A 21,890-nucleotide genomic window follows, 5' to 3' on the forward strand; every position below is an offset into this window, starting at 1 on the left:
GACGTGCTGCTCGACCTGCTCGGATTCGGTGACGCCGTGCACGACGCCGCCCTTGTCATCACGGGCGAGGGCTCCCTCGACGCCCAGTCGCTGCGCGGCAAGGCCCCGGTCGGCGTCGCGCGGGCGGCCGGGGGAGTGCCGGTGGTGGCCGTGGCCGGCGTCTGCTCGCTGACGGCCGAGGACCTGGTCGGGACCGGGATCAGCGCCGCCTACGCGCTGACCGACCTCGAACCCGACCCGGCCCGGTGCCGGGCTCGACCGGGCCCCTTGCTGGAGCGGACCGCGGAGCGCATCGTGAGAGATCACCTATGCTGCTGAGCGGGGCCGAGGAGGATCTATGTCCACAATGGATCTGACGTTGGTGGCGCGGCGGGCGGTCACGCCGAACGGCGTCGAGGCGGTCGAGGTCGGCGTCCGTGACGGGCGTATCGCCGCGGTCGAGCCGATGGGCGCCTCGCTGCCGTCGGAGGCCACGGTCTGGCTCGACGACGACGAGGTGCTGCTGCCGGGCCTGGTCGACACGCACGTGCACGTCAACGATCCCGGCCGCAGCGAGTGGGAGGGCTTCGACACCGCCACCCGCGCGGCCGCGGCCGGCGGCGTCACGACGATCGTCGACATGCCGCTCAACAGCCTGCCGCCGACCGTCGACCCGGACGCGTTGCAGGTCAAGCGCAAGGCGGCGGCCGGCCGGGTCCACGTCGATGTCGGCTTCTGGGGTGGCGCGGTGCCCGGCAACCTGGCCTCGCTGCCCCCGCTGCACGAGGCCGGGGTGTTCGGCTTCAAGTGCTTCCTGCTCGACTCCGGCGTCCCGGAGTTCCCCGCCGCTGACCCATTTCGAGCTGGCCGACGCGCTGCGGGTGCTGCGGGACCTCGACGCCCTGATGATCGTGCACGCGGAGGACGCCGAGGTCATCGACGCCGCGCCGCCCTCGTGCGGCCGCCGCTACCGTGACTTCCTGGCCTCCCGGCCGCGCCGGGCCGAGAACGAGGCGATCAAGGCCGTGATCGCGCTGGCCCGCCGGACCGGGGCCCGCGTGCACATCCTGCACCTGTCCTCGGCCGACGCGCTGCCGCTGATCGCCGACGCCAAGGCCGAGGGCCTGCGCATCACCGCCGAGACCTGCCCGCACTACCTGTGCTTCACCGCCGAGGACATCCCCGACGGCGCCACCCAGTTCAAGTGCTGCCCGCCGATCCGCGAGGACGCCAACCGCGACGCCCTGTGGCGGGGCCTGGCCGACGGCGTGATCGACTTCGTGGTCAGCGACCACTCGCCGTGCACCGAGGACCTCAAGCGCTTGGACACCGGCGACTTCGGGCACGCGTGGGGCGGCGTGGCCAGCCTCCAGCTCGGGCTGCCGGCCGTCTGGACCGAGGCCCGCCGCCGCGGCTTCGACCTGTCCCAGGTCGTGTCGTGGATGGCCACGAAACCCGCCTTGCTCGCGGGATTCGCACGCAAGGGCCGCATTGCTGTCGGCGCCGATGCCGACCTGAGCATGTTCGCCCCGGACCAGCCGTTCACCGTCGACGTGCACAAGCTGGCCCACCGCAACCCCGTCACGCCATATCACGGCCGCGATCTCACCGGCGTCGTGCGCGCCACCTGGCTGCGCGGCCGCAGCATCGCCGGCGACCAGCCGTTCGGACAACTACTCACCAGAGGAGATTCATGAGCCCGGCTTGGACCACGCTTCCCGATCTCGCCTCTCGCCGGCTGGGCGGCGGGGTGCCCTGGGCGAACGACGAGTTCTTCGCCGAGCGGGAGAACCTGATCAAGCCGGAACCGCCCGTGTTCCAGACCTACACCTTCGGCCACAAGGGCCAGGTCTACGACGGCTGGGAGACCCGCCGGCGCCGGGAGCCGGGCGTGGACCAGGCGATCATCCGGCTCGGCGTGGCCGGCATCGTGCGCGGGGTCATCGTCGACACGGCGTTCTTCAAGGGCAACTACCCGCCCGAGGCGTCCGTCGAGGCGTGCGCGCTGGAGGGCTACCCCAGCGGCGAGGAGCTGGCCGCCGCCTCCTGGCACACCATCGTGTCGCGGGCCAAGCTGGCCGGCGACTCCGAGAACGTCTTCGACGTCGACTCCGACCGCCGCTGGACCCACGTCCGGCTCACCATCTACCCCGACGGCGGTGTCGCCCGTCTCCGCGTGCACGGCGAGCCCGTGGCCGACCCCCGGCTGTTGATCGGCACCGTCGACCTGGCCGCGTTGGAGAACGGCGGCGAGGTCCTCGACGCCAGCAACGTCTTCTACTCCAAGCCCACCAACCTGATTTCGCCTGGCCTCGCCGCCGTGATGGGCGACGGCTGGGAGACCGCCCGCCGCCGTGACGACGGCAACGACTGGGTGCTGCTGCGCTTGGCGGCCGAGGGCGTGCTGTCCATCGCCGAGGTCGATACCAGTCACTTCAAGGGAAACGCCCCCGGCTGGGCCTCCCTGAGCGGCTGCGCCGACCGCGTCGACGACCCCTCCGCGTGGTTCGAGCTGTTGCCCCGCACCAGGTTGCAGCCCGACACCCGCCACCGCCTCGTGCTGGATGTCGACCGTCCCGTACAGCACGTGCGTTTGGACGTCTTCCCCGACGGCGGCATGGCCCGCCTCCGCTTGACCGGCGCCCCCACCGAACGCGGCCGTTCGTCCTTGCTACGCCGCTGGTTCAACGCCCTCCCGGCCGATCACGCCATGACCGTCTTCGACAACAAGGCCGTCGTCGACGCCCGCCCGCTGGACGCCGACCAGCCCCTGCCGCACGTCCTCAGCCGGCTGGTTCGTTGATCACGCCGAACGGCACGTGCACGCCGGGAACGTGCCGAGAGGTGAGGTTCTTAGGCTGATCGTCGAAGAAGATGTGCGGGCGGAGCACGTCCAGCACGCCGGCTTTGTCCACGCCGCCAAGGAAAAAGGCATCGTTGACCATGACACCCCACTGCTTGAGGCTGGTCACGGCCCGCTCGTGCGCAGGCGCGCTGCGAGCCGTTACGAGGGAGATGCGGAGCCGGCGGTGATAGCCGGGATGCTCGCCGCCGTGCTGCTCCTCGCGTTGCTGGATGCGGTGCAGGCCGGCGAGGAAGTCCCTGAGCGGCCCGGGTTCGTGAGGGGTGACCATGTTGGCGACCTCGTGGCCCTGGAACGCCGGCAGGCCCTGCGTCTGCCACACCTGGTCGGAGGCGTCGTCGGCCAGGATGCCGTCGAAGTCGAAGGCCACCCGCAGATCCCGGTCCTCGGGATCGTCGGCGAAGGCGGCGTCGAGCACCCGGCCGGCCGGCAGTCTCATCGCGACCGCTTGGCGCACATCGGTTTCGTTGGCCGACAGGAACAGCGACATGTTCAGCGCCGGCATGAACCGGTACGGCGCCCGGCCCTGGCTGAAGACCGCCCGGGTGATGTCCAGCCCGTGGTGTTCGACCGACCGCATCACCCGCAGTCCCGTGTCGGGATCGTTCTGCGACAACACGATCGCCTCGACCAGCGGGTCGCCAGCCGGGCTGATGTCGTTCAGCGAGAGCAGGCGGCGCACGAACGGGAAGGCCGTGCCGGGCCGTAGCGGCACGGCCAGGTGCTCCTGCTGATAGCCGCGGTAGGCCTGCTCGCCCTCCTGACGGAACACGGCGTCCGACTCGGTCAGGTCGAACAGGGCGCTGGACGCGATGCCCACCACCAACCGGGTTCCGAGGTCATAGGCCATGTTCGGCCGCGTTGAGCAGGTCGATCAGCGCCGGGGCGGTCGTGCCGTCCAGTGACTCGCGGATGATGTCGGCGTGGCCGGCGTGGCGGGCGGTCTCCTCGATCAGGTGCAGCAGGATCCAGCGGGCATTGAACTCCGTGGCCTGCGCGTTGCGGCACGGGACGTCCAGCGATGGCAGGGCGTTGACGATCTCCTCCGTGCCCCGCGCGGTCTCGCGGTAGGCCGCGACGCAGGCGGCGATGGTGTCGTCGGCGTCGAGCACGAACTCCTTCGACCAGTCCGCGGGCGGCCACTCGCCGGGCAGGTCCTGACCGTCGAGGCCGGCCAGCACCCAGCGGCGCTCGGTGCGGCGGGCGTGCCGGAGCAGCGCGAGCGGGGACAGGGCGCTGGCCGTGGAGGTCTTGCCCGCGTCGGCGTCGGTGAGTCCCTGCACGGCGGCGATCAGCGCGTCCCGCTGGCTGGCCAGGAACGTCAGCAGGGCGGCCCGTTCGTCGGTGCCGGTCGGGGGAGTCATCAGCATTGCCATGGGCCCATCCTCACCTACAAGACTGACAACTACTGGCAGGTTTTCGCGGTGCGTCCCTTCCAGGCGCCGCCCCGCCCCAGCCAGTGCCGCCGCGCCGAGTCGACGGTCATCGCCGTGTACAGCACCGCCACCGCCGGCAGTGCCGGGGCCAGCCACAACGGCAGCCGGTACATCCGCAGCATCGGCCCGTACGTCGCCGCCATGATCACCCAGGCCAGCAGGCCCAGCACCCGCACGTCCATCGGCCCGACGGCGACGGCCAGCGGCGGCACCACGAAGATCAGCAGCAGCCCCAGCACACACCCGGCCAGCAGCAGCGGTGATGTCCTCAGCTGCGTGTAGGCCGAGCGAGCCACCATGTTCCACAGGTCCGCCAGCCTTGGATACGGCCGCCGGCTGGTGATCGACGTCGACAGCCCCAGCCACGTCCGGTGACCGGCGCCCTTCAACAGCTGCCCCAACGCCACGTCGTCGATCAGCGCGTCCTTGATCGCCGCCAGGCCGCCGGCCCGCTCCAGCGCCTCCTGCCGCACCAGCATGCAGCCGCCCGCCGCGGCTCCCACCCGTGACCGCGGGTCGTTCACCCGGCCGAACGGGAACAGCAGGCTGAAGAAGTAGACGAAGGCCGGCACGATCAGCCGTTCCCACCACGTTTCCGTGCGCAGCAACGCCATCTGCGACACCAGGGCCCGGTCGTCGGCCACTGCTGCCGCCACCAGCTTGCGCACCCCGTCCGCCGGGTGCGCGATGTCCGCATCCGTGAACAGCAGGTACTCGCCGTCGCTGGCGTTGTTGACCCCCGTCTGCATCGCCGCCACCTTGCCCGCCCAGCCCGGCGGGGGCCCGTCGCTGCGGACGATGTCCAGCCGCCCCGTGCCCACCGCCCGCGCCGCCTGCGACGTGCCGTCCGTGCTGGCGTCGTCCACCAGCACCACCCGGAACGGCCCCGGGTAGTCCTGCCCCAGCAGCGTCGGCAGGGTCAGGCCCAGGATCTCCGCCTCGTCCCGCGCCGGCACCACCGCCACGACGGCCGGCCATCGATCCACCGGCCCGCCGGCCGGCAGCCGTTGCGTCGTTCGCCAGAACCCACCGTGCGCCAGCAGGAGGTACACCCACGCCAGCGCCGCCACCCCGGTCACGATCAGCACGCGGGCGAGTATTGCCGATCATGACCGTTTTGCCGGCCGCGACAGACCGGGAGCAGGGGTGTTGACTGGGCGCGTGATGATCCGGAAGAGCACCCTCGGCCAGAGATCCACCGTGTCCCGCCTGATCGCCGCGCTGGAACGGCGGGAGCTGACGATCTTCGCCCACATCGACCACGCGGCCCACGCGCGGCAGGCGGACCTGCGGCTGCCGGCGATCGACGTGCTGGTCTTCGGCAACCCGAAGGCGGGCACCGGGCTCATGGCGGCCGACCCGAGGGTGGGGCTGGACCTGCCGCTGCGCATGCTGGTGTGGGAGGACGAGCCGCAGCAGGCCTTCGTCGGCCACCACGACCCGAGGGAACTGGCCGGCGAGTACGACCTGGCCGAGCACAAGGAAACCCTGGACCGCATGGCGGAGCTGCTGGAGTCGGTGGCGGCCGAAGCCGCGGGGCAGTGACGGGGCGCGATCGCCCGGGTCGACATGAGTGATCGCCTGATGCCGCAGGGGTAATCGCCGGAGCGGCGTGGAAGAGTTGACCACCGTGCGGAAGAAGTACACGGTGACGGCGCTCGTCCTCGGTGTGGTGGCAGTGATCGGGGTGGGCCTGCTGGTGTGGTCCACGATGACGACCCAGGCCCAGAACCAGGCGGCGGCCCAGCAGCAGTGCGCGCAGCCCGACGAGGTGGACATCTACCTCCACGACGACGCCGAGTTACCCAAGATCCAGGCCCAGGTGCTGGCCACGCACCAGGACGTGGAATCCGTGACCACACAGACCAAACAGCAGTCCTACGCCGACTTCATCCGCATGTTCGCCGACCAGCCCGACGTGCTGAAGACGGCCAGGGTGGACGCGATGCCGGCGCTGGTGAAGGTGCGGCCCAAGGCCGGCGTGTCGGCCGGCGCGCTGGGGGACACCCTGACCCAGCAGTTCCCGCCGCCGTCGGAGATCCACCGCCTGATCTGCAGCGAACTCCAGCACTGACCGTTCGTCGGAACCGATCGTCATCCCACGTCCGATTCGCGCTGTACACCCGCCGAACGGCCGGTGTCCGATAAGTCGTTTCCTCCTAGAGTGACCTGTTCTACGGGCCCTGAGGAGGGAAAATGACAGGTCGGTTACGCGCGCTCGCGGCCGGTGTCGCGCTGGTGGCTCCGTTGCTCGCGGTGACGGGAGCCACGGCGACGGCCGCGCCGGATTCGTCGTACAAGATCCCGTCGATGCTCAGACAGCAGGCCGACCAGGTGTCCCGGCTGGGACCGGCCACGGCCGGCAGGCTGAACGCCCACGCGGTGGAGATGGACCAGGCCGGCATCGGCGTCCAGGTGTTCGCCGACGGCCCGGTCACCACCGACCAGGAGAACCAGCTCCGGTCGCTGGGCGTGACCGTGAAGACCAACGCGGCCAAGCTGGCCGACGTGCCGGGCGCCGAACTGCCCGCCGCCGGCCTGGTCAGCACCGTGGTGCCGGCCGACAAGCTCAACGCCGTCGCCGCGCTGCCGTGGGTGTCCACCCTGCGGCCGAGCATCCGGCCGGTGACCGACGTCGGCCCCAACACGGCTGAGGGCGTCAAGCTGCACAAGGCCGACATCGCCCAGAAGCACGGCCTGACCGGCAAGGGCCAGACCGTCGGCGTCATGTCCGGCGACGCCGACCACGTGGCCGAGTCCATCGCCCGTGGCGAGCTGCCGCCCGACACCAAGATCCTCAGCCAGGCCGACTACGACAACGACGAGGGCACGGCGATGATGGAGATCGTCCACGACCTCGCCCCCGACGCGAAGCTCATGTACGCCACCAGCGGCGAGACCCTGGCCGACTACGTCAAGGGCTTCCACGACCTCGCGGCCAACGGCGCCACCATCATCACCGAGGACCTCGCCTTCGACGACGAGCCCGCCTTCCAGCAGGGCCTGGGCGCCACGACGGCCGAGAACCTGGCCAAGCACGGCATCTGGGTCTCCTCCTCGGCCGGCAACCTCGGCACCCGGCACGCCCCGCGCGTCGCGGCCAAGGGCACCGGCCGCACGCCCGACGACCAGACCGGCGCACAGACCAACTGCCCCACGCCGATCCACAACACCGTCAACCTGCGTGGCACGGACAACTCGTACAACCTCAACCTGCTGCCCGGCGCCTCGGTCATGCCGACCCTGCAGTGGAGCGAGCCGCGGGCCATCTACCCGACCACCGGCCAGGGCGGCTTCACCGACCTGAACCTGTACCTGGTCGACGCCGCCGGCAACTGCCTGGCGTACAGCAATGCCAAGCAGGCCAACGGTGTCGGCGACACGCTGGAGCAGTTCACGTACACCAACGAGACCGGCGTCGCCCAGCCCGCACGGCTCGTCGTCGACGTGGCCGGCACTTCCTCGGCCCGTGCCGTGCCGACCCTCGACCTCCGGTGGCGCGCCCTGTCCGCCGGGGTCCAGACCCTCGACCCCGTCGACCGCGCCGGCTCGCTGAACCCGGACTCCAACTACCTGGGCTACGCCACCAGCGCCGGGGCCACCGACGCCACCACCGCGACCGACCCCAAGACCAGCCCGCTGGAGGCCTACAGCGCCGCCGGTCCCGTGCAGATCATCACCACCACCCGCTGCCCCGGCAAGGGAATCGGCCCGTGCCAGGGCGTCCCCGGTGGCCACGCCAGGACCTTCTCCGCGCCGACCTACACCGCCACCGACGGCGTCTCCGTCAGCGGCGTCGGCCCGTTCGGCTCCGGCACCTGCCCCTCGGTCAAGCCCGGCGACTGCCGCTTCTACGGCACCTCCGCCGCCACCCCGAGCTCCGCCGGTGTCGCCGCCCTGACCCGCCAGGAGTTCGGCGGCCGCTGGATCTCGCCCGAGCTGCTGACGTTCGTCCTCAAGGCCCGCGCCGTTCACCGTGACGGCGACGGCTGGGGCGCCGGCGTGCTCAGCGCCATCTAGTCGATGACTGTGAGGGTGTCCGGGTGCCCGAACACCCCTCAGCCATGTCCGGCGCCGGTACGGTCGCAGGCGTGGAGTTCATGGACGCGGTGCGGCGGCGCAGGATGGTTCGGTCGTTCACGGACGAGCCGGTGGCGCCGGAGGTGGTGGAGCGGATCCTGGACACCGCGCGGCGGGGGCCGAGCGCGGGGTACAGCCAGGGCGTGGAGTTCGTCGTGGTGACGGACGAGGCGACGCGGCTGGAGCTGGCCGGCGAGGGCGAGGAGATGCTGGCCAAGGTCGGCATGAAGAACTTCGTGGCCCAGGCGCGGGTGCACATCGTCATCTGCGTGAGCGCCGAGATGTACAAGTCCCGGTACCGGGAGTCGGACAAGATGGCCGTGGTGGGCGACACCACGGAGGACGAGCTGTGGCACACGCCGTACTGGTTCACCGACGGCGGGGCAGCGCAGATGCTGTTGCTGCTGGCCGCGGTGAACGAGGGCGTGGCGGCGGCGTTCATCGGCCCGCAGCCGGCGTTGCTCCGGCGGCTGCTGGGCATCCCGGCCGACTACCACCCGATCGGCGTGGCGCTGCTGGGCCACGAGGCGCCGGACGCCAAGCAGTACGGGGATGTGTCCGCACGCAAGAGGGTCCGGCGCCCGCTCGACGAGGTCGTGCACCGCGGCCGCTGGTGAGGTCTACGCGTGGAGGGCCTCGACCACTACCTGAATCCCCAGCGCGTCGGCGAAGTCGTGCACCGCTAGCTGCTGGTGAGGTCTACGCGTAGAAGGCCTCGACCACCTCCTGAACCCGTAGCGCGTCGGCGAAGTCGGCGAGGTTGGCCGGCCGCGAGCCGCGAATGGCCTGCGCGAAACGGGAAAGCCGGGTGGTCTCCGCCCCGGTGCCGTCGCCGTCGAGCTCGACCGGAGTCCAGGGGCCACCGTCCGAAGTGGACAGCTGGGCCCAGTTCGTCAGCCGGAACGACCGCTTGGAACCCCACAGGGTCCACTCGTAGTGTTCCGGCGCGGCGACGTTGGCGTACCCGGACACCTGCACGGGAACCTCACCGGCCCGCAGCAGACCCCGGGCCGCGACCTCGCTGCCAGAGGCCGGATAGTCCACAGTGGCCCGCTCGGCCGAGATCGGCCCGACCAGGTGGTCGGTGAGGTACGCGAAGTGGGAGAACACTTCCCGGATGAAACCGCCCTCGGCCCGCTCGCCGACCCATGCCGCCGGCGCCTGGAACGGCCGCGGCCACTGCGGGAACGTCATCCGCACGTCCACGCCGAGCAGCTGGCCGGCCTCCGGGACGGCCTTCTCCAGGTACAGCGTCCCGTTCGTGTCCGACAGCGGGAAGTTCACGGCCGTCACGCCACCGGCGGCGGCCATCGCCCGACCCTCGGCCAGGTCAACAGCCAACGGCTTCTCGCAGAACACGGCCACGCCGGCCCGCAACGCCGGCAATGCGTACCGAGCGTGCGCGGCCGGGGGAGTCGCCACGTAGATCGCGTCCACGCCGGTCATCACCTCGTCCGCCGGCACGAACTCCACCGAGGGATGCTCCGCGCTCAGGGCCGAGACGACGGACGGGTTGGCGTCGGCGGCCCGGGCCACGACGAAGTCGGGGTGCTGGAGGGCCTGGCCGAAGGTCCGACCGCCCATCACGCCGAGACCGATGACTCCGAGCCGAATAGGTGTTTCTGTCACCCTCGCATCCTCCTATTTCGCGTCGGCGTAGCACTCGACGGCCGCGATATCCAGCGGAAAACCGGGCCGGAGTGTCCCCGAACACGACCCGTCCGGCCGTCTCGGCCGCCTGTTCCAGCACGGCGACGACCTCGTCGGCGTCGGAGGCCCGGCAGTGCACGATCACCTCGTCGTGCTGGAAGAACACCAGCTCCGGCCGCGACCCCTCGACGCCGATCCCGGTCAGCGCCGGACGCAGCGTGGCCAGCAGCGCCAACGCCCAGTCGGCGGCGCTGGCCTGCACCACGAAGTTGCGGGTGAACCGCCCCCGCGCCCGGTTGCGCGCCCCGGAGTCGGAGACCTCCTCCACCGGGTCGGGATCCAGCGAGCCGCCGGTCCAGCCCGAGGTCGCCGGGGGACAGGTCCGCCCCAGCCACGACCGCACCAGCCCGCCGGACTCGCCGACCTGGGCGGCTTTCTCCACGTAGTCCACGGCCCGGGGGAACTGCCGTCGCAGCGCGGCCACCAGCGCCCCGGCCTCGCCGCTGGTCTGCCCGTACAGCGCGGCCAGCATGCCGATCTTGGCCCGCGGCCGGTCGCCCCCGAAGGCCTCGTCGGCCAGCGCCCGGTACAGGTCGCCGGAGCTGCCGGCCCGGGCCAGCTTGTCGTCACCGGCCAGCGCCGCCAGCACCCGCGGCTCCAGCTGCCCGGCGTCGGCCACCACGAGCACCCACCCCGGATCGGCGATCGCCGCCCGTCGCACCCGCTTGTGGATCTGCAGCGCCCCGCCGCCCCGCGTGGCCCACCGGCCCGACACCACCCCGCCCGGCACGTACTCGGGCCGGAAGCGGCCGTCGTGCACCCAGGCCGCCAGCCACGACCAGCCGTGTGCGGTGTAGATCCGGTACAGCTCCTTGTACTCCAGCAGCAGCGGCACCGCCGGGTGATCCACTTCCTTGAGCACCCACGACCGGGTGGACGGCAGCCGGATCCCGGCCCGGGCGAACGCCTTGAGCACCTCGGCCGGCGAGTCGGGATGCAGCCGGTGATCGCCCAGTGCCGCGCCGATCCGCTCCGACAGGTCGCTCAGCTTGCGCGGCGGCACACCGTAGGCCTGACGCGCCCCCAACATCTCCGTGAGCAGCGCCGAGTGCACGTCGGCCCGCCACGGCAGCCCCGCGTGCCGCATCTCCGCCGCCGCCAGCGCACCTGCCGACTCCGCCGCCACCAGCAGTCGGAACCGCCCCGGCAGCGCCGTCTCCCCGATCCGCCGTAGCTGATCACGGTGCACGGCCACCAGGACGTCCATCGGATCCGCCCCACCCAGCGGATCCGGCGGCTGCTCCGCCTCGAACAGGGTCGGCTGGACGTCGGGGGATCGGGGCGGCCGGTCGGCCGGCACCGGCCCGCCGGTCATCCGCGCCCACGCCGCCGGCACGCTCCGCGGCCCGCCCCACCGTCCGATGTAGCCCAGCAGCAGCGTCTCGGCCAGCTCGACGTCGTGACAGCGCTCCACCCGCACCCCGGCCGCCAGCAGTCGGGGATAGATGTCCATCGTGTGCGCCCACACCCATCGCGGGCCCGTCCGCTCCAGCTCGGCCACGGCCGCCACGAGATCGCCCACCTGACGCGCGCCGCCGAGGGGCTCACCGTCTTCGGTCAGCTCCTGAAGCAACGCCCCACCTGCGTCGATGGGCACCACGGCAACCCGCACAGGTACATCTTGACAAGGTGGTCTGACAGTTTCGGGACGCGCCCATATAGATCTTGGACGCAATTGTCAGCCGGGTATGAAACTCTGGAGTCGTGGCTTCCAGCGCAACCCCGGGCCGGTCCCCGGCCGAGGCGTACGCGGCGTCCAAGCGCCGTGCCGCCCGGCCCCGGTTGACCGACTTCGTCTCGGTGCTCTCCTTCGAGCTCGACCCGTTCCAGCGCCAGGCTTGCGAGGCCCTGGAGGACGGCCACGGGGTGCTGGTCTGCGCCCCCACCGGCGCGGGCAAGACGGTGGTCGGCGAGTTCGCCGTGCACCTCGCGCTGGGCAAGGGCGGCAAGTGCTTCTACACGACGCCGATCAAGGCCCTGTCCAACCAGAAGTTCGCCGACCTGACCGCGCGCTACGGCGCCGACAAGGTGGGCCTGCTGACCGGCGACTCCTCGATCAACGGCGACGCGCCGATCGTGGTGATGACCACCGAGGTGCTCCGCAACATGCTGTACGCGGGCTCCTCGGCCCTGCACAACCTGGCCTTCGTGGTGATGGACGAGATCCACTACCTGGCCGACCGGTTCCGCGGGGCGGTGTGGGAGGAGGTGATCCTGCACCTGCCGGAGTCGGTGAAGGTGGTGGGCCTGTCGGCGACGGTCAGCAACGCCGAGGAGTTCGGCGAGTGGCTGGTCGAGGTCCGCGGCGACACCACGGTCGTGGTGGACGAGCACCGCCCGGTGCCGCTGTGGCAGCACATGTTGCTGGGCGGCCGGGTGGTCGACCTGTTCGCTGACGACGGCGCCGACGAGGCCCGGATCAACCCGCAGCTGCTGCGCCGGGCCGAGGAGATGGGCCGCCACCACGTGCCGTTCAGCCACGGCCGCGGCCCCCGCGCGTCACGGGCCCGCGACAGCGGACCGCGCTTCCGCCCGCCGTCACGGGTGGACGTGGTGAGCCGGCTGGAGCAGGCCGGCCTGCTGCCGGCGATCGACTTCGTGTTCAGCCGGGCCGGCTGCGAGGCCGCCGTCACGCAGTGCGTGCGGGCCGGCATGCGGCTGACGGCGCCGGAGGACGTCGACGTCATCCGCGGCATCATCGACGAGCGCACCAAGGACCTGCCCGAGGGCGACCTCATGGTGCTCGGCTACTGGGAGTGGCGAGAGGCCCTGGAGCGGGGCATCGCCAGCCACCACGCGGGCCTGCTGCCGGCGTTCAAGGAGACGGTCGAGGAGCTGTTCGTGCGCGGCCTGGTCAAGGTCGTGTTCGCCACCGAGACGCTGGCGCTGGGCATCAACATGCCGGCGCGCACGGTCGTGCTGGAGAAGCTCGTCAAGTACAACGGCGAGGCCCACGTCGACCTCACGCCGGGGGAGTACACCCAGCTCACCGGTCGGGCCGGGCGCCGCGGCATCGACATCGAGGGCCACGCCGTCGTGGTGTGGCAGCCGGGCATCGATCCCAAGCAGGTCGGCGGCCTGGCCTCCACCCGCACCTACCCGCTGCGCTCCAGCTTCCGCCCCGGCTACAACATGGCCGTCAACCTGGTGCAGCAGCTCGGGGCCCAGGCGGCCCGGGAGATGCTGGAGCAGTCCTTCGCCCAGTTCCAGGCCGACCGCTCGGTGGTGGGCCTGGCCCGCCGCATCGAGCGCGGCAAGGAGGCGCTGGCCGGCTACGCCGAGTCCATGACCTGCCACCTCGGCGACTTCGCCGAGTACGCCGAGCTGCGCCGCAAGCTCACCGACCGGGAGAAGGCGCTGTCCCGGCAGAACAGCGCCAGCCGCCGCGCGGCGGCCGCCGAGTCGCTGGAGAAGCTGCGCAAGGGCGACGTCATCGCGGTGCCCTCGGGCCGCCGCTCGGGCATCGCCGTGGTGATCGACCCGGGCCTGGACCCGCTGGGCGAGCCCCGGCCGTTCGTGCTGACCGAGGACCGCTGGGCCGGCACGCTGTCGGTGGCCGACTTCCCGGCCCCGGTGGTGGCGCTCGGCCGGATGAGGCTGCCCAAGAACGTCGACTGGCGGTCCCCGCGCATCCGCCGCGACCTGGCCAACGGCCTCCGCGACACGGGCATCCGGCCGCCGCACCGCGAAGGCCGCCGCGGCAAGGGCGACGTCCATGACGACGCCGAGCTCGCGACCCTGCGCCGGGCCATGCGCGCCCACCCGTGCCACGGCTGCGACGACCGGGAGGCGCACGCCCGCTGGGCCGAGCGCTACCACCGGCTGCTGGCCGAGACCGAGCGCGTGGAGCGCCAGGTCGCCTCGACCACGCACTCCCTGGCCCGGGCGTTCGACCGGATCCGCAGCCTGCTGCGCGAGCGCGGCTACCTGGCCTCCGACGGCGACGGCGTCACCCCGAACGGCAGCCGCCTGGCCCGCCTGTACAGCGAGTCGGACCTGCTGGCGGCCGAGTGCCTGCGCCAGGGCGTGTGGGAGAGCCTGACGACGCCGGAGCTGGCGGCGGTGGTGTCCTCGCTGGTGTTCGAGGCCCGCCGCGACGGCCCCATGGACCCGCGGCTGCCCACGCCCGAGGTGGCCACGGCGATGCAGGAGACCATGCGCCTGTGGTCGTCCATCGAGGACGACGAGCGCCGCCACAAGCTGGACCGCACCCGCCAGCCCGACACCGGTTTCGCCTGGCCGGTGTACCGCTGGGCGCGCGGCGAGTCCCTGGAAAAGGTCCTCACCGCGGCCGAGACGAACGGCCAGGAGATCTCGGCCGGCGACTTCGTGCGCTGGTGCCGGCAGGTGATCGACCTGCTCGACCAGCTCAAGGAGGTGGTCGGCCGGTCCGAGCCGGTCGGCGCGACCGCGGCGGAGGCGGTCAAGGCCCTGCGCCGCGGGGTGGTGGCGATGGGCACCCTCTGAACGGCGGATTCGCGGCCGCCCCGTTGGTGGCAGCCTGCGGGGGCGACACGGGATTACCCAGGTCGGCCGCGCGGTGGTGGCGGCCTGTGGTTTGATCGCGGCTTAGCGGCCGGATGTCGGAGTTCAGCAGAGCACGGAGGCAACAATGACCAGCCCGTACGGACCGTCCGGGGGCAACGACCCGCAACAGTGGGGCCAGCAGCCCCAGGGTGGGTACCCCGGCACACCGTCCGGTGGCTTTCCGGCCCAGCAGCCGCAGTGGGGCCAGCAGCCCCCCGCGTCGAACCCGTACGGCCAGCCGCAGCAACCCCAGCAGCAGCCCGGCCAGTACCAGCAGCCCGGCCAGTACGAGCAGCCCAACCCGTACGGCGGCCAGCCCGGCTACCCCCAGCAGCAGCCCCAGCAGCCCGGCTTCAACCCCTACGGCCAGCCGGCGCAGCAGACCGCCCAGTGGGGCCAGCAGCCCGCGCCCGGCCAGCCGCAGTGGGGGCAGCAGCCCGGCCAGTTCGGCGGCCCCGGCTTCCCCGGCGCGCCCGCACCCAAGGCCGGCAACCGCAAGGGCCTGGTCATCGGCATCGTCGTGGTGGCCGTGCTGATCGTGATCGTCGTGGTCGTGCTGCTGGTGGCCGGCGTGTTCACCAAGAAGGTGTTCGACACCGCCAAGGTCGAGCAGGGCGTCACCGGCGTGCTGACCAACGACTACAAGCTCAAGGCCAGCGACGTGAAGTGCCCCGACAACGAGCCGGTCAAGACCGGCACCACCTTCACCTGCCAGGTGACCGTGGACGGCGCGCAGAAGAACGTCCAGATCACCGTGAAGAGCGACGACGGCCACTACGAGGTCGGGCAGCCGCAATAATCTGCTCGCCCGCCCTCAGTAGAGTCGCATCATGACCACGCCGCCGTTCGACATCCGCACCCTCAGCGGCGAGGAGGAGCTGCGTGCCGCCCTCGGCCTGTTCCGGCGGTGCCTGCACGGCAACCCACCCAGCGACGAGGACTGGCCGCTCGCGTACGGCTCGTTCGACCGGGCGACGGTGCTGGGCGCGTACGACGACTCGGGGGTCATCGGCACGCTGACCGCCAACGGCAGCGTGATCGCGCTGCCCGGCGGCAGGGTCGTGCCGATGGACGCCGTCAGCCGGGTCGGTGTGCGCTCCGACCGCACCCGGCGCGGCCTGCTGAGCGCGATCATGCGGGCGCACCTGGAGGGCACGTCCGCGCCGATCGCCACCCTGCGGGCGACCGAGGGCGTGATCTACCGTCGCTACGGCTACGGCGTCGCCACCCGGTCCCGCACCACGAAGCTGGACTTCGCCAAGGCGCGCCTGCACGACCGCGCGCCGGTGGCCGGCGACGTCCGGCTGGTGCAGGACAAGGAAGAGATCAGGCGGCTGATGCCGGAGCTGCTGCGGCGCTTCGGCACGGCCCACCCTGGCGGCATCATCATGTCCGACGGCTTCTGGCACATGGTCCTGCACCGCCAGAACGGCAGCCCGGGCCTGGTGGTGCACGAGGACGGCTTCGCGGCGTACGGGGTGAAGGAGATTCCGGGCGAGACCTACGCGTACGCGATGAAGGTGAGGCACATGTTCGCCGCCACCCCGGCCGCGCGGGCCACGCTGCTGAAGTTCCTGCTGGGCATCGATCTCGTGCGGCACGCGGAGTTCGACGGACGTCCCGTGGACGAGGACCTGGAGCTGTTGCTGGTCGATCCGAGAGCCGTGCACTACTCGGATTACGAGGACGAGACCTGGCTGCGCCTGGTCGACGTGCCGGCGGCGCTGGCCGCGCGCGTCTACGGCGACGCCGAGCCGGTGGTCATCGAGGTGGTGGACGATTTACTCCCGGCCAACAGCGGCCGCTACCGGATCGGCCCGGACGGCGCCGAGCGCACCGACCGGGACGCGCAGCTCCGGCTGGGCGTGGCCGACCTGGGCGCGGCCTATCTCGGCGACCGCCCCATAAGCCAGTACGCGGCGGCCGGCCTGGTCGAGGTGCTCGACGAGGCCGCGCTGCCCGCCGCGGACCAGCTGTTCCTGCTCGACCGCGCCCCCTGGTGCGGCACGTACTTCTGACGATCTTTCTTCTGGCTGGAGCTCCATGACCACGCTCGCCGGCTGGCGGCACAGCGTCGATCGCTACCTGGGACCGACCCGTGCGCTGGCCGCACTCAGGCGTGCCCCCTTCACCATCGGCCTGCTCGGACTGCTGTGGCTGACCGCGATCGTCACCGGCAGCCTGCCCGCCGGGCCGCCGGACAACCTGTTCGACGTGGTCGCGGTGTCCTGGGACGACCTGGCCGGCGGTCGCTTGTGGACGGTCGTCACCAACGGCATGTGGTGCTTCGACCTCACCGGCTACCTGGCCACCACCGTGCTGCTGCTGGGCATCGGCGTGCCGGCCGAGCGACGGCTCGGGGCAGGGCGCAGCATGCTGGTGCTGTTGGCCAGCCAGGTCGGCGGCGTGCTGGTGGCGATCCCGCTGGTGTGGCTGGTCTCGCTGACCGGTGAGCCGTGGACCTCGGAGATCGTCGCCGACACCACGCTTGGCCTGTCGCCGGGCATCGTCGGCCTCGGGCTGGCGCTGAGCGGGCAGCTGGGCGCCATGTGGCGTCGCCGGCTGCGGCTGTTCCTGCTGGTCGGCGCGGCCGTGATGGTGCTGTACTCCGGGACGGTCCAGGACGTGGTGCGGCTGTTCGCCGGCCTGGTCGGCTTGGTCATCGGGCTGACCGTGCTGGGCCGCCCGGCCCGCGTCGCCATCAACGCCTCATCCCGCTCGGAGACCAAGGTCCTGACCGCGCTGCTGGTCGCGGCGACCGCGCTCGGGCCGGTGGCCACCCTGTTCTCCAAGACCGCCAACGGCCCGCTCGGGCTGCTCCAGTACATGTTCGCCTCACCGGCGCTGGACGCCGGCGACGTCGCCGAGTACTGCGCGAACGGCTTGCAGGACACCGTGAACTGCCGCGTGGTCACCGCCGAGACGCTCGGCACCGGCATCGGCTCCGCCATCACGTCGATCGGGCCGGCGCTGCTGCTGCTCGCCGTGGCCGAGGGGCTGCGCCGGGGGCGGCGCTTCGCGTGGTGGCTTGCGCTGGTCTTCAACCTGATGCTGGGCCTGGGCTGCGTGGCGTTCGTCACCGGCTACCTGTACGGCGAGACCAACTTCAGCGACGTCATCCCCAACATCGCGCCGATCGTGCTGCCGTTCGCGGTGTGCGGGCTGCTGCTCGGCACCCGCCGCGTGTTCACGGTGACCGCCCCGAAGCGCACCTACCGCCGGCTCGCGGCCGGCCTGCTGGTGGCTTTCGTGCTCACCTCGGCCGCGTACATCGGCATCGGCTACCTGGACCGCGCCCACTTCAAGCCGATGCCGGACCTGTCCCTGCTGCTGACCGACCTGCCGTCCCGCTACCTGCCGCCCGGCTATGCCCTGCTGACCGACATCGACTTCCTGCCCACCGGCAGCCTGGCCATCCTGGTGTGGGAGTACACCGGCGCGGTGTTCTGGGTGGTGCTGCTGATCGGGCTGCTGATCAGCTTCTGGCGGGCCAGGCCGGTGCAGGACGCCGAGGCCACCGTGGCGGCCCGCAAGCTGATGGAGCACAACGGCGGCTCCTCGCTGGCGTACATGACGACATGGCCGGGCAACCAGTACTGGTTCACGCCCTGCCGCCAGGCCGCGCTGGCCTACCGCGTCTCGGCCACGGTCGCGTTGACCACGGGCGGCCCGCTCGGCGATCCCGACCTGCACCGAGACGTCGTTGCCGGCTTCCAACGGTTCTGCGCCGACAACGGCTGGACGCCGTGCCTGTACAGCGTGACCGACCGGGTACGGGACGCGGCCGTCGGCCTGGGCTGGCGGGCCGTGCAGGTGGCCGAGGACACCGTGGTCGCGTTGGCGGACCTGGAGTTCACCGGCAAGAAGTGGCAGGACGTGCGCACGGCACTGAACAAGGCCGGCAAGGAGGGCATCGCCGCCGAGTGGCTGTCCTATCCGGACGCGCCGCTGGCCATCAGCGACCAGGTGCGGGCCATCTCCGAGGAATGGGTGGCGGACAAGGGAATGCCCGAGATGGGCTTCACCCTCGGCGGCCTCGACGAGCTCGACGACCGGTCGGTGCGCTGCCTGATCGCGGTGGACGCCGACCGGACCGTGCACGGCGTCACCAGCTGGCTGCCCGTGTTCGAGGACGGCGAGGCCGTCGGCTGGACCCTGGACTTCATGCGGCGGCGCGGGGCCGGCTTCCGCGGCGTCACCGAGTTCATGATCGCCTCGGCGGCGATGACGCTGAAGGAGGAGGGCGCCCGGTTCCTCAGCCTGTCCGGCGCGCCGCTGGCCCGCCTGGACCGCGGCGAGGAAGTGTCCTCGCTGCAACGGATCCTGGACATCACCGGCAAGGCGCTGGAGCCGGTGTACGGGTTCCGGTCGCTGCTGTCGTTCAAGGCGAAATTCCAGCCCGAGTACCGGCCGCTGTTCATGGCGTATCCGGACTCCTCGGCGCTGCCGTCGATCGGCAACGCCATCGGCCGCGCCTACCTGCCGCACCTCACGGCGCGGCAGGGGCTGCGGCTGGTGACGAAGTTGCTCAAGAACTAGGGCAGGCTCAAGAACTGAGGTACCGCACGTCGGTCAGCTCTTCCGACAGTTCCCACAGGCGGCGGCCCAGACGCGGGTCGGTGGCCTTGGGGGAGGGCTTCTCGATGCGCGGCGATCCCTTGGTGCGCAACAGGTTTCCCGGACCGATGAGGCTGCCGCCGGGCAGGTTCGGCGCCGTCGCTGCGTACAGCGTGGGCAGCGCGCCGCCGGCCATGTCCTGCACCATCGGCTTGGACAGCACGTCCAGCACGGGGTTGCCCAGGCCGATCTCGGGATCGACGGCGAAGCCGGGATGGGCGGCGTGGCTGGCGATCCCGGTGCCGCCGAGGCGGCGGTCCAGCTCCAGGGTGAAGATCATGTTGGCCAGCTTGGAGCGGCCGTACGCGCGCATCGGCTTGTAGGCCCGCTCCTGCTGCGGGTCGTCGATGTCGAAGTCGTTGAACCGGTGCGAGGCGCTGGTGATCGTCACGACCCGCGCCCCCTCGCGCAGGGCCGGCAGCAGCAGGCCGGTCAGGGCGAAGTGGCCGAGGTGGTTGGTGCCGAACTGGGCCTCGAAGCCGTCCTTGGTGGTGCGCCGCTCGGGCACCACCTTCTCGCCGGCGTTGTTGATCAGGAAGTCCAGGTGCTCGTGCTCGGCCAGGACCGCCTTCGCCGTCTCCCGCACGTTGCCGAGGTCGGCCAGATCCAGGTGGACCAGGTCGATGCGAGCGTTCGGCAGTTTGGCCTTCGCCGCCGCGACCGCCTTCTCGCCGCGCTCCGGATTGCGGGCGGCCAGCAGCACGTGAGTGCCGTGCTCAGCCAGGCCCAGCACGGCCTGAAAGCCGATGCCGCTGTTCGAGCCGGTCACCAGCGCCGTCTTGCCGGTGAGGTCGGGCATGTCGGCAGTGCGCCAGGAGGTCATGCCTCAAAAGTGGCACAGCCTGCCACTTGGCGTCAAATGACACTTTGTTCCGGTAGGCTGACGCCGTGACCAAGCTGTGCGGGCTGCGCGAGCGCAAGAAGCAGCAGACCAGGTCCGCCCTGGTGGACGCCGCGCTGGCGCTGTTCGAGGCCAAGGGCTTCGAGGCCGCCACCGTCGAGGAGATCGCCGCCGCCGCCGACGTCTCGCCTCGCACCTTCTTCCGGTACTTCACCGCCAAGGAAGGCGTGCTGCTCGCCGTGCACGACGAGGAGTTCGCCCGGCTCCTCGATGCCGTCGACACCGCCCCGACCCTGGCCGAGGCTGTCATCGCCACCATCGACGGCGACCACGAGCGCTTCCGCCGCGTGCAGGAGCTCCTCGCCCGCGCCCCCGCCCTGCGCGCTACCTTCCTGGAGCGGACCGTCGAGCAGGAGCATCAACTTGTCGACAAGCTCCTGCCGGCCGATCCGACCCCGCAGCAGGTCCTGCGCACGCGTCTGCTCGTGGCCGCCACCTACGCCGCGCTGCGCGTCGCCATCGAGAGCTGGCTGACCACTCCCGACTCGCACTGCGCCGAGCACGTCACGGAGGCGCTGGCCCTGCTCGACCAGGGCCTCGCCGTCACACGCTGAACAGGCGCGGCACGTACTGCTCGGGCGGGGTCGGAAAGCAGTTCCCGCACACCAGTTGCAGGTTCGTGTAGTCCTGCAGGCCGCCTTCGTCGGGCGACACCATGAACTCGAAGTTGGCCATCGGCATGACGGACTCGAAGATGCCCTCCACCCGCCGCTCGCAGTGCACGCAGCGGCCGAGGTCACGGAAGAACACCGCCCGCAGGAAGTGCTCCGGCGGCGACATCCGCCTGATCGAGCCGTCCGGCAGCACGAAGATGCCGGCGCCCGGGGGCCTCCCGCAGGTGGTCGACCGGCAGGGCGGCGACCCGTGGCGCGAGGAGCTCGTGGATCCGCGCGAGCAACAACCGGTTCGGGAAGATGATGCGGAACACCTCGTCGCACAGGTACTCGGTCAGCTCCCGGTAGTCCTCGCTGTCCGACAGCCCGATGTAGTGCGCGTGGCAGGCCTCGACGATCGGATCCTTCCGGTCGTCACCGGGCCGGACCCGGCTGATCGACCGGACGTTCTGGCCGAACGGCTCGGGCACCGTGAACATCTCGCCGCCCCGTATCCGGTGCGACTGCATCAGGACGTCCACCGGCAGATACCGCCGGCGCCGGCCCGCGTCGTCGACGTGCTCGACGTACGGCCCGTTCCTGTCGAACAGGAACATCTCGTCCATGATGACCTCGGCCAGCTGGTGCACGGCGGTCGAGTTGCGCCACGGAGCCACGTACTCGATCATGAGGTCCTCGAGGAAGGTGAGGTCCGCGGGATCGCGGGTGCCGCTCACCATTCGAGTGATCCTCGTGGCGATCTCGTACGCCCGGGTGTGATGGTGTTCGAGCCAGCTCCGCCGCTCAGCCTTCGAGTTCACCGGGGGAGCGTAGTGCAGCGCGGCCGGCCGATCGGCGGCTCTCGCCGCCTCTCACCGCATCGTGGCGGTCACAGGCTGAACAGGATGCCGCGCAGGATCAGCGCCGCCACGAACACCACCGTGAACGCCAGGTCGATGCCGATGCCGCCGGCCCGTATCGGCGGCATCACCCGGCGGACCGGCGCGATCACCGGCTCGGTGCCGGCGTGCGCCAGCCGGCGCGCGCGGACCGTCCAGTACGGACCGCGACCGGCGAGCGACACCCAGTCCAGGATCATCCGGAAGATCAGCAGCAGGATGAACAGCGTCACCACGAAGCCGAGCAGCGTTCCGAGCAGGCCCATCTCGTCTCCTTCGTCTCAA

Annotated in this window: 19 protein-coding genes and 2 pseudogenes; 12 read left to right on the forward strand and 9 right to left on the reverse strand. The window is 71.4% G+C overall.

Annotation, left to right across the window (positions count from 1 at the left end):
• The 3 genes and pseudogenes from KUTG_RS51040 to alc form a co-directional block, all read left to right on the forward strand.
• On the forward strand, positions 1-318 hold a 318-nt coding region (locus KUTG_RS51040), incomplete at its 5' end, for a glycerate kinase (protein ID WP_043727321.1).
• Between the two features lie 28 nt (positions 319-346).
• A pseudogene (allB, locus tag KUTG_RS51045) lies at positions 347-1,676 on the forward strand (allantoinase AllB).
• Positions 1,673-2,782, forward strand: a complete 1,110-nt coding sequence (gene alc, locus KUTG_RS51050; protein WP_043727323.1) for an allantoicase — start codon at positions 1,673-1,675, stop codon at positions 2,780-2,782. Before allB ends, alc begins: the two are co-directional and overlap by 4 nt.
• On the opposite strand, the gene KUTG_RS51055 is transcribed toward alc, so the two are convergent.
• The 3 genes from KUTG_RS51055 to KUTG_RS51065 are packed head-to-tail and all read right to left on the reverse strand — an operon-like array spanning position 2,763 to position 5,366.
• Complete coding sequence (locus KUTG_RS51055; RefSeq protein ID WP_043727326.1) at positions 2,763-3,692, reverse strand: 5'-nucleotidase; 930 nt, start codon at positions 3,690-3,692, stop codon at positions 2,763-2,765. The genes alc and KUTG_RS51055 overlap by 20 nt on opposite strands.
• Positions 3,682-4,218: a DinB family protein gene (locus KUTG_RS51060; RefSeq protein ID WP_043727328.1), complete on the reverse strand. Its 537-nt coding sequence runs from the start codon at positions 4,216-4,218 to the stop codon at positions 3,682-3,684. Before KUTG_RS51060 ends, KUTG_RS51055 begins: the two co-directional genes overlap by 11 nt.
• 29 nt (positions 4,219-4,247) lie before the next feature.
• Positions 4,248-5,366, reverse strand: coding sequence for a glycosyltransferase (locus KUTG_RS51065; RefSeq protein WP_063753672.1), 1,119 nt, complete (start codon positions 5,364-5,366; stop codon positions 4,248-4,250).
• A 76-nt stretch (positions 5,367-5,442) separates the two neighbouring features.
• On the opposite strand from KUTG_RS51065, the gene KUTG_RS51070 reads away from it, so the two are divergent.
• The 4 genes from KUTG_RS51070 (at position 5,443) to KUTG_RS51085 (ending at position 8,975) form a co-directional block, all read left to right on the forward strand.
• Positions 5,443-5,823, forward strand: coding sequence for a DUF302 domain-containing protein (locus KUTG_RS51070; RefSeq protein WP_043727330.1), 381 nt, complete (start codon positions 5,443-5,445; stop codon positions 5,821-5,823).
• 67 nt (positions 5,824-5,890) lie between these two features.
• The gene (locus tag KUTG_RS51075; protein ID WP_043727332.1) at positions 5,891-6,352 is read left to right on the forward strand and encodes a permease-like cell division protein FtsX; all 462 of its coding nucleotides are present in this window, start codon (positions 5,891-5,893) and stop codon (positions 6,350-6,352) included.
• 122 nt (positions 6,353-6,474) lie between these two features.
• Entirely contained in the window at positions 6,475-8,298 is a 1,824-nt protein-coding gene (locus tag KUTG_RS51080; protein WP_084580830.1) for a S8 family serine peptidase, read from the forward strand.
• 80 nt (positions 8,299-8,378) lie between these two features.
• On the forward strand, positions 8,379-8,975 hold the full coding sequence (locus KUTG_RS51085) for a nitroreductase family protein (RefSeq protein ID WP_232241565.1): 597 nt from the start codon (positions 8,379-8,381) through the stop codon (positions 8,973-8,975).
• Between the two features lie 82 nt (positions 8,976-9,057).
• On the opposite strand, the gene KUTG_RS51090 is transcribed toward KUTG_RS51085, so the two are convergent.
• Together KUTG_RS51090 and KUTG_RS51095 are read right to left on the reverse strand one after the other, a co-directional pair.
• On the reverse strand, positions 9,058-9,942 hold the full coding sequence (locus tag KUTG_RS51090) for a Gfo/Idh/MocA family protein (protein ID WP_232241388.1): 885 nt from the start codon (positions 9,940-9,942) through the stop codon (positions 9,058-9,060).
• 160 nt (positions 9,943-10,102) lie between these two features.
• Positions 10,103-11,680: pseudogene (locus tag KUTG_RS51095) on the reverse strand (bifunctional 3'-5' exonuclease/DNA polymerase); the annotation flags it as partial.
• Positions 11,681-11,772: 92 nt separating this feature from the next.
• Between KUTG_RS51095 and KUTG_RS51100 the strand changes: the two are divergent.
• The 4 genes from KUTG_RS51100 (at position 11,773) to KUTG_RS51115 (ending at position 19,134) form a co-directional block, all read left to right on the forward strand.
• The gene (locus KUTG_RS51100; protein WP_043727337.1) at positions 11,773-14,535 is read left to right on the forward strand and encodes a DEAD/DEAH box helicase; all 2,763 of its coding nucleotides are present in this window, start codon (positions 11,773-11,775) and stop codon (positions 14,533-14,535) included.
• Positions 14,536-14,680: 145 nt separating this feature from the next.
• Positions 14,681-15,394, forward strand: a complete 714-nt coding sequence (locus tag KUTG_RS51105) for a DUF4333 domain-containing protein (RefSeq protein ID WP_043727340.1) — start codon at positions 14,681-14,683, stop codon at positions 15,392-15,394.
• Positions 15,395-15,425: 31 nt separating this feature from the next.
• On the forward strand, positions 15,426-16,613 hold the full coding sequence (locus tag KUTG_RS51110) for a GNAT family N-acetyltransferase (RefSeq protein ID WP_043727342.1): 1,188 nt from the start codon (positions 15,426-15,428) through the stop codon (positions 16,611-16,613).
• Positions 16,614-16,638: 25 nt separating this feature from the next.
• A complete protein-coding gene (locus KUTG_RS51115) occupies positions 16,639-19,134 on the forward strand; it encodes a bifunctional lysylphosphatidylglycerol flippase/synthetase MprF (protein ID WP_084580832.1) in 2,496 nt (831 codons plus the stop codon).
• Positions 19,135-19,141: 7 nt separating this feature from the next.
• On the opposite strand, the gene KUTG_RS51120 is transcribed toward KUTG_RS51115, so the two are convergent.
• Positions 19,142-20,035: an oxidoreductase gene (locus KUTG_RS51120; protein WP_043727343.1), complete on the reverse strand. Its 894-nt coding sequence runs from the start codon at positions 20,033-20,035 to the stop codon at positions 19,142-19,144.
• Between the two features lie 65 nt (positions 20,036-20,100).
• Between KUTG_RS51120 and KUTG_RS51125 the strand changes: the two genes are divergently transcribed.
• Positions 20,101-20,667, forward strand: coding sequence for a TetR family transcriptional regulator (locus KUTG_RS51125; protein WP_052396431.1), 567 nt, complete (start codon positions 20,101-20,103; stop codon positions 20,665-20,667).
• On the opposite strand, the gene KUTG_RS51130 is transcribed toward KUTG_RS51125, so the two are convergent.
• The 3 genes from KUTG_RS51130 to KUTG_RS51140 all read right to left on the reverse strand — a co-directional run bounded on the left by KUTG_RS51130 (position 20,657) and on the right by KUTG_RS51140 (position 21,871).
• Positions 20,657-20,893, reverse strand: a complete 237-nt coding sequence (locus KUTG_RS51130; RefSeq protein ID WP_043727346.1) for an HNH endonuclease — start codon at positions 20,891-20,893, stop codon at positions 20,657-20,659. The two genes, KUTG_RS51125 and KUTG_RS51130, sit on opposite strands and share 11 nt — an antisense overlap.
• On the reverse strand, positions 20,850-21,527 hold the full coding sequence (locus KUTG_RS51135) for a hypothetical protein (protein ID WP_043727348.1): 678 nt from the start codon (positions 21,525-21,527) through the stop codon (positions 20,850-20,852). Before KUTG_RS51135 ends, KUTG_RS51130 begins: the two co-directional genes overlap by 44 nt.
• A 68-nt stretch (positions 21,528-21,595) precedes the next feature.
• Positions 21,596-21,871 (reverse strand): YggT family protein, encoded by a 276-nt coding sequence (locus tag KUTG_RS51140; RefSeq protein ID WP_043727351.1) that lies wholly within the window; start codon positions 21,869-21,871, stop codon positions 21,596-21,598.
• Positions 21,872-21,890: the final 19 nt, after the last annotated feature.

Source organism: Kutzneria sp. 744 (assembly GCF_000568255.1).
Classification (GTDB): Bacteria; Actinomycetota; Actinomycetes; order Mycobacteriales; family Pseudonocardiaceae; genus Kutzneria.

Coding starts and splice junctions, on each gene's coding strand:
- alc (WP_043727323.1), top strand. CDS start 1,673: ATGAGCCCGGCTTGGACCACGCTTCCCGATCTCGCCTCTCGCCGGCTG.
- KUTG_RS51055 (WP_043727326.1), bottom strand. CDS start 3,692: ATGGCCTATGACCTCGGAACCCGGTTGGTGGTGGGCATCGCGTCCAGC.
- KUTG_RS51060 (WP_043727328.1), bottom strand. CDS start 4,218: ATGGCAATGCTGATGACTCCCCCGACCGGCACCGACGAACGGGCCGCC.
- KUTG_RS51070 (WP_043727330.1), top strand. CDS start 5,443: ATGATCCGGAAGAGCACCCTCGGCCAGAGATCCACCGTGTCCCGCCTG.
- KUTG_RS51080 (WP_084580830.1), top strand. CDS start 6,475: ATGACAGGTCGGTTACGCGCGCTCGCGGCCGGTGTCGCGCTGGTGGCT.
- KUTG_RS51085 (WP_232241565.1), top strand. CDS start 8,379: ATGGACGCGGTGCGGCGGCGCAGGATGGTTCGGTCGTTCACGGACGAG.
- KUTG_RS51090 (WP_232241388.1), bottom strand. CDS start 9,942: ATGGGCGGTCGGACCTTCGGCCAGGCCCTCCAGCACCCCGACTTCGTC.
- KUTG_RS51105 (WP_043727340.1), top strand. CDS start 14,681: ATGACCAGCCCGTACGGACCGTCCGGGGGCAACGACCCGCAACAGTGG.
- KUTG_RS51110 (WP_043727342.1), top strand. CDS start 15,426: ATGACCACGCCGCCGTTCGACATCCGCACCCTCAGCGGCGAGGAGGAG.
- KUTG_RS51115 (WP_084580832.1), top strand. CDS start 16,639: ATGACCACGCTCGCCGGCTGGCGGCACAGCGTCGATCGCTACCTGGGA.
- KUTG_RS51120 (WP_043727343.1), bottom strand. CDS start 20,035: ATGACCTCCTGGCGCACTGCCGACATGCCCGACCTCACCGGCAAGACG.
- KUTG_RS51130 (WP_043727346.1), bottom strand. CDS start 20,893: ATGTCGCCGCCGGAGCACTTCCTGCGGGCGGTGTTCTTCCGTGACCTC.
- KUTG_RS51140 (WP_043727351.1), bottom strand. CDS start 21,871: ATGGGCCTGCTCGGAACGCTGCTCGGCTTCGTGGTGACGCTGTTCATC.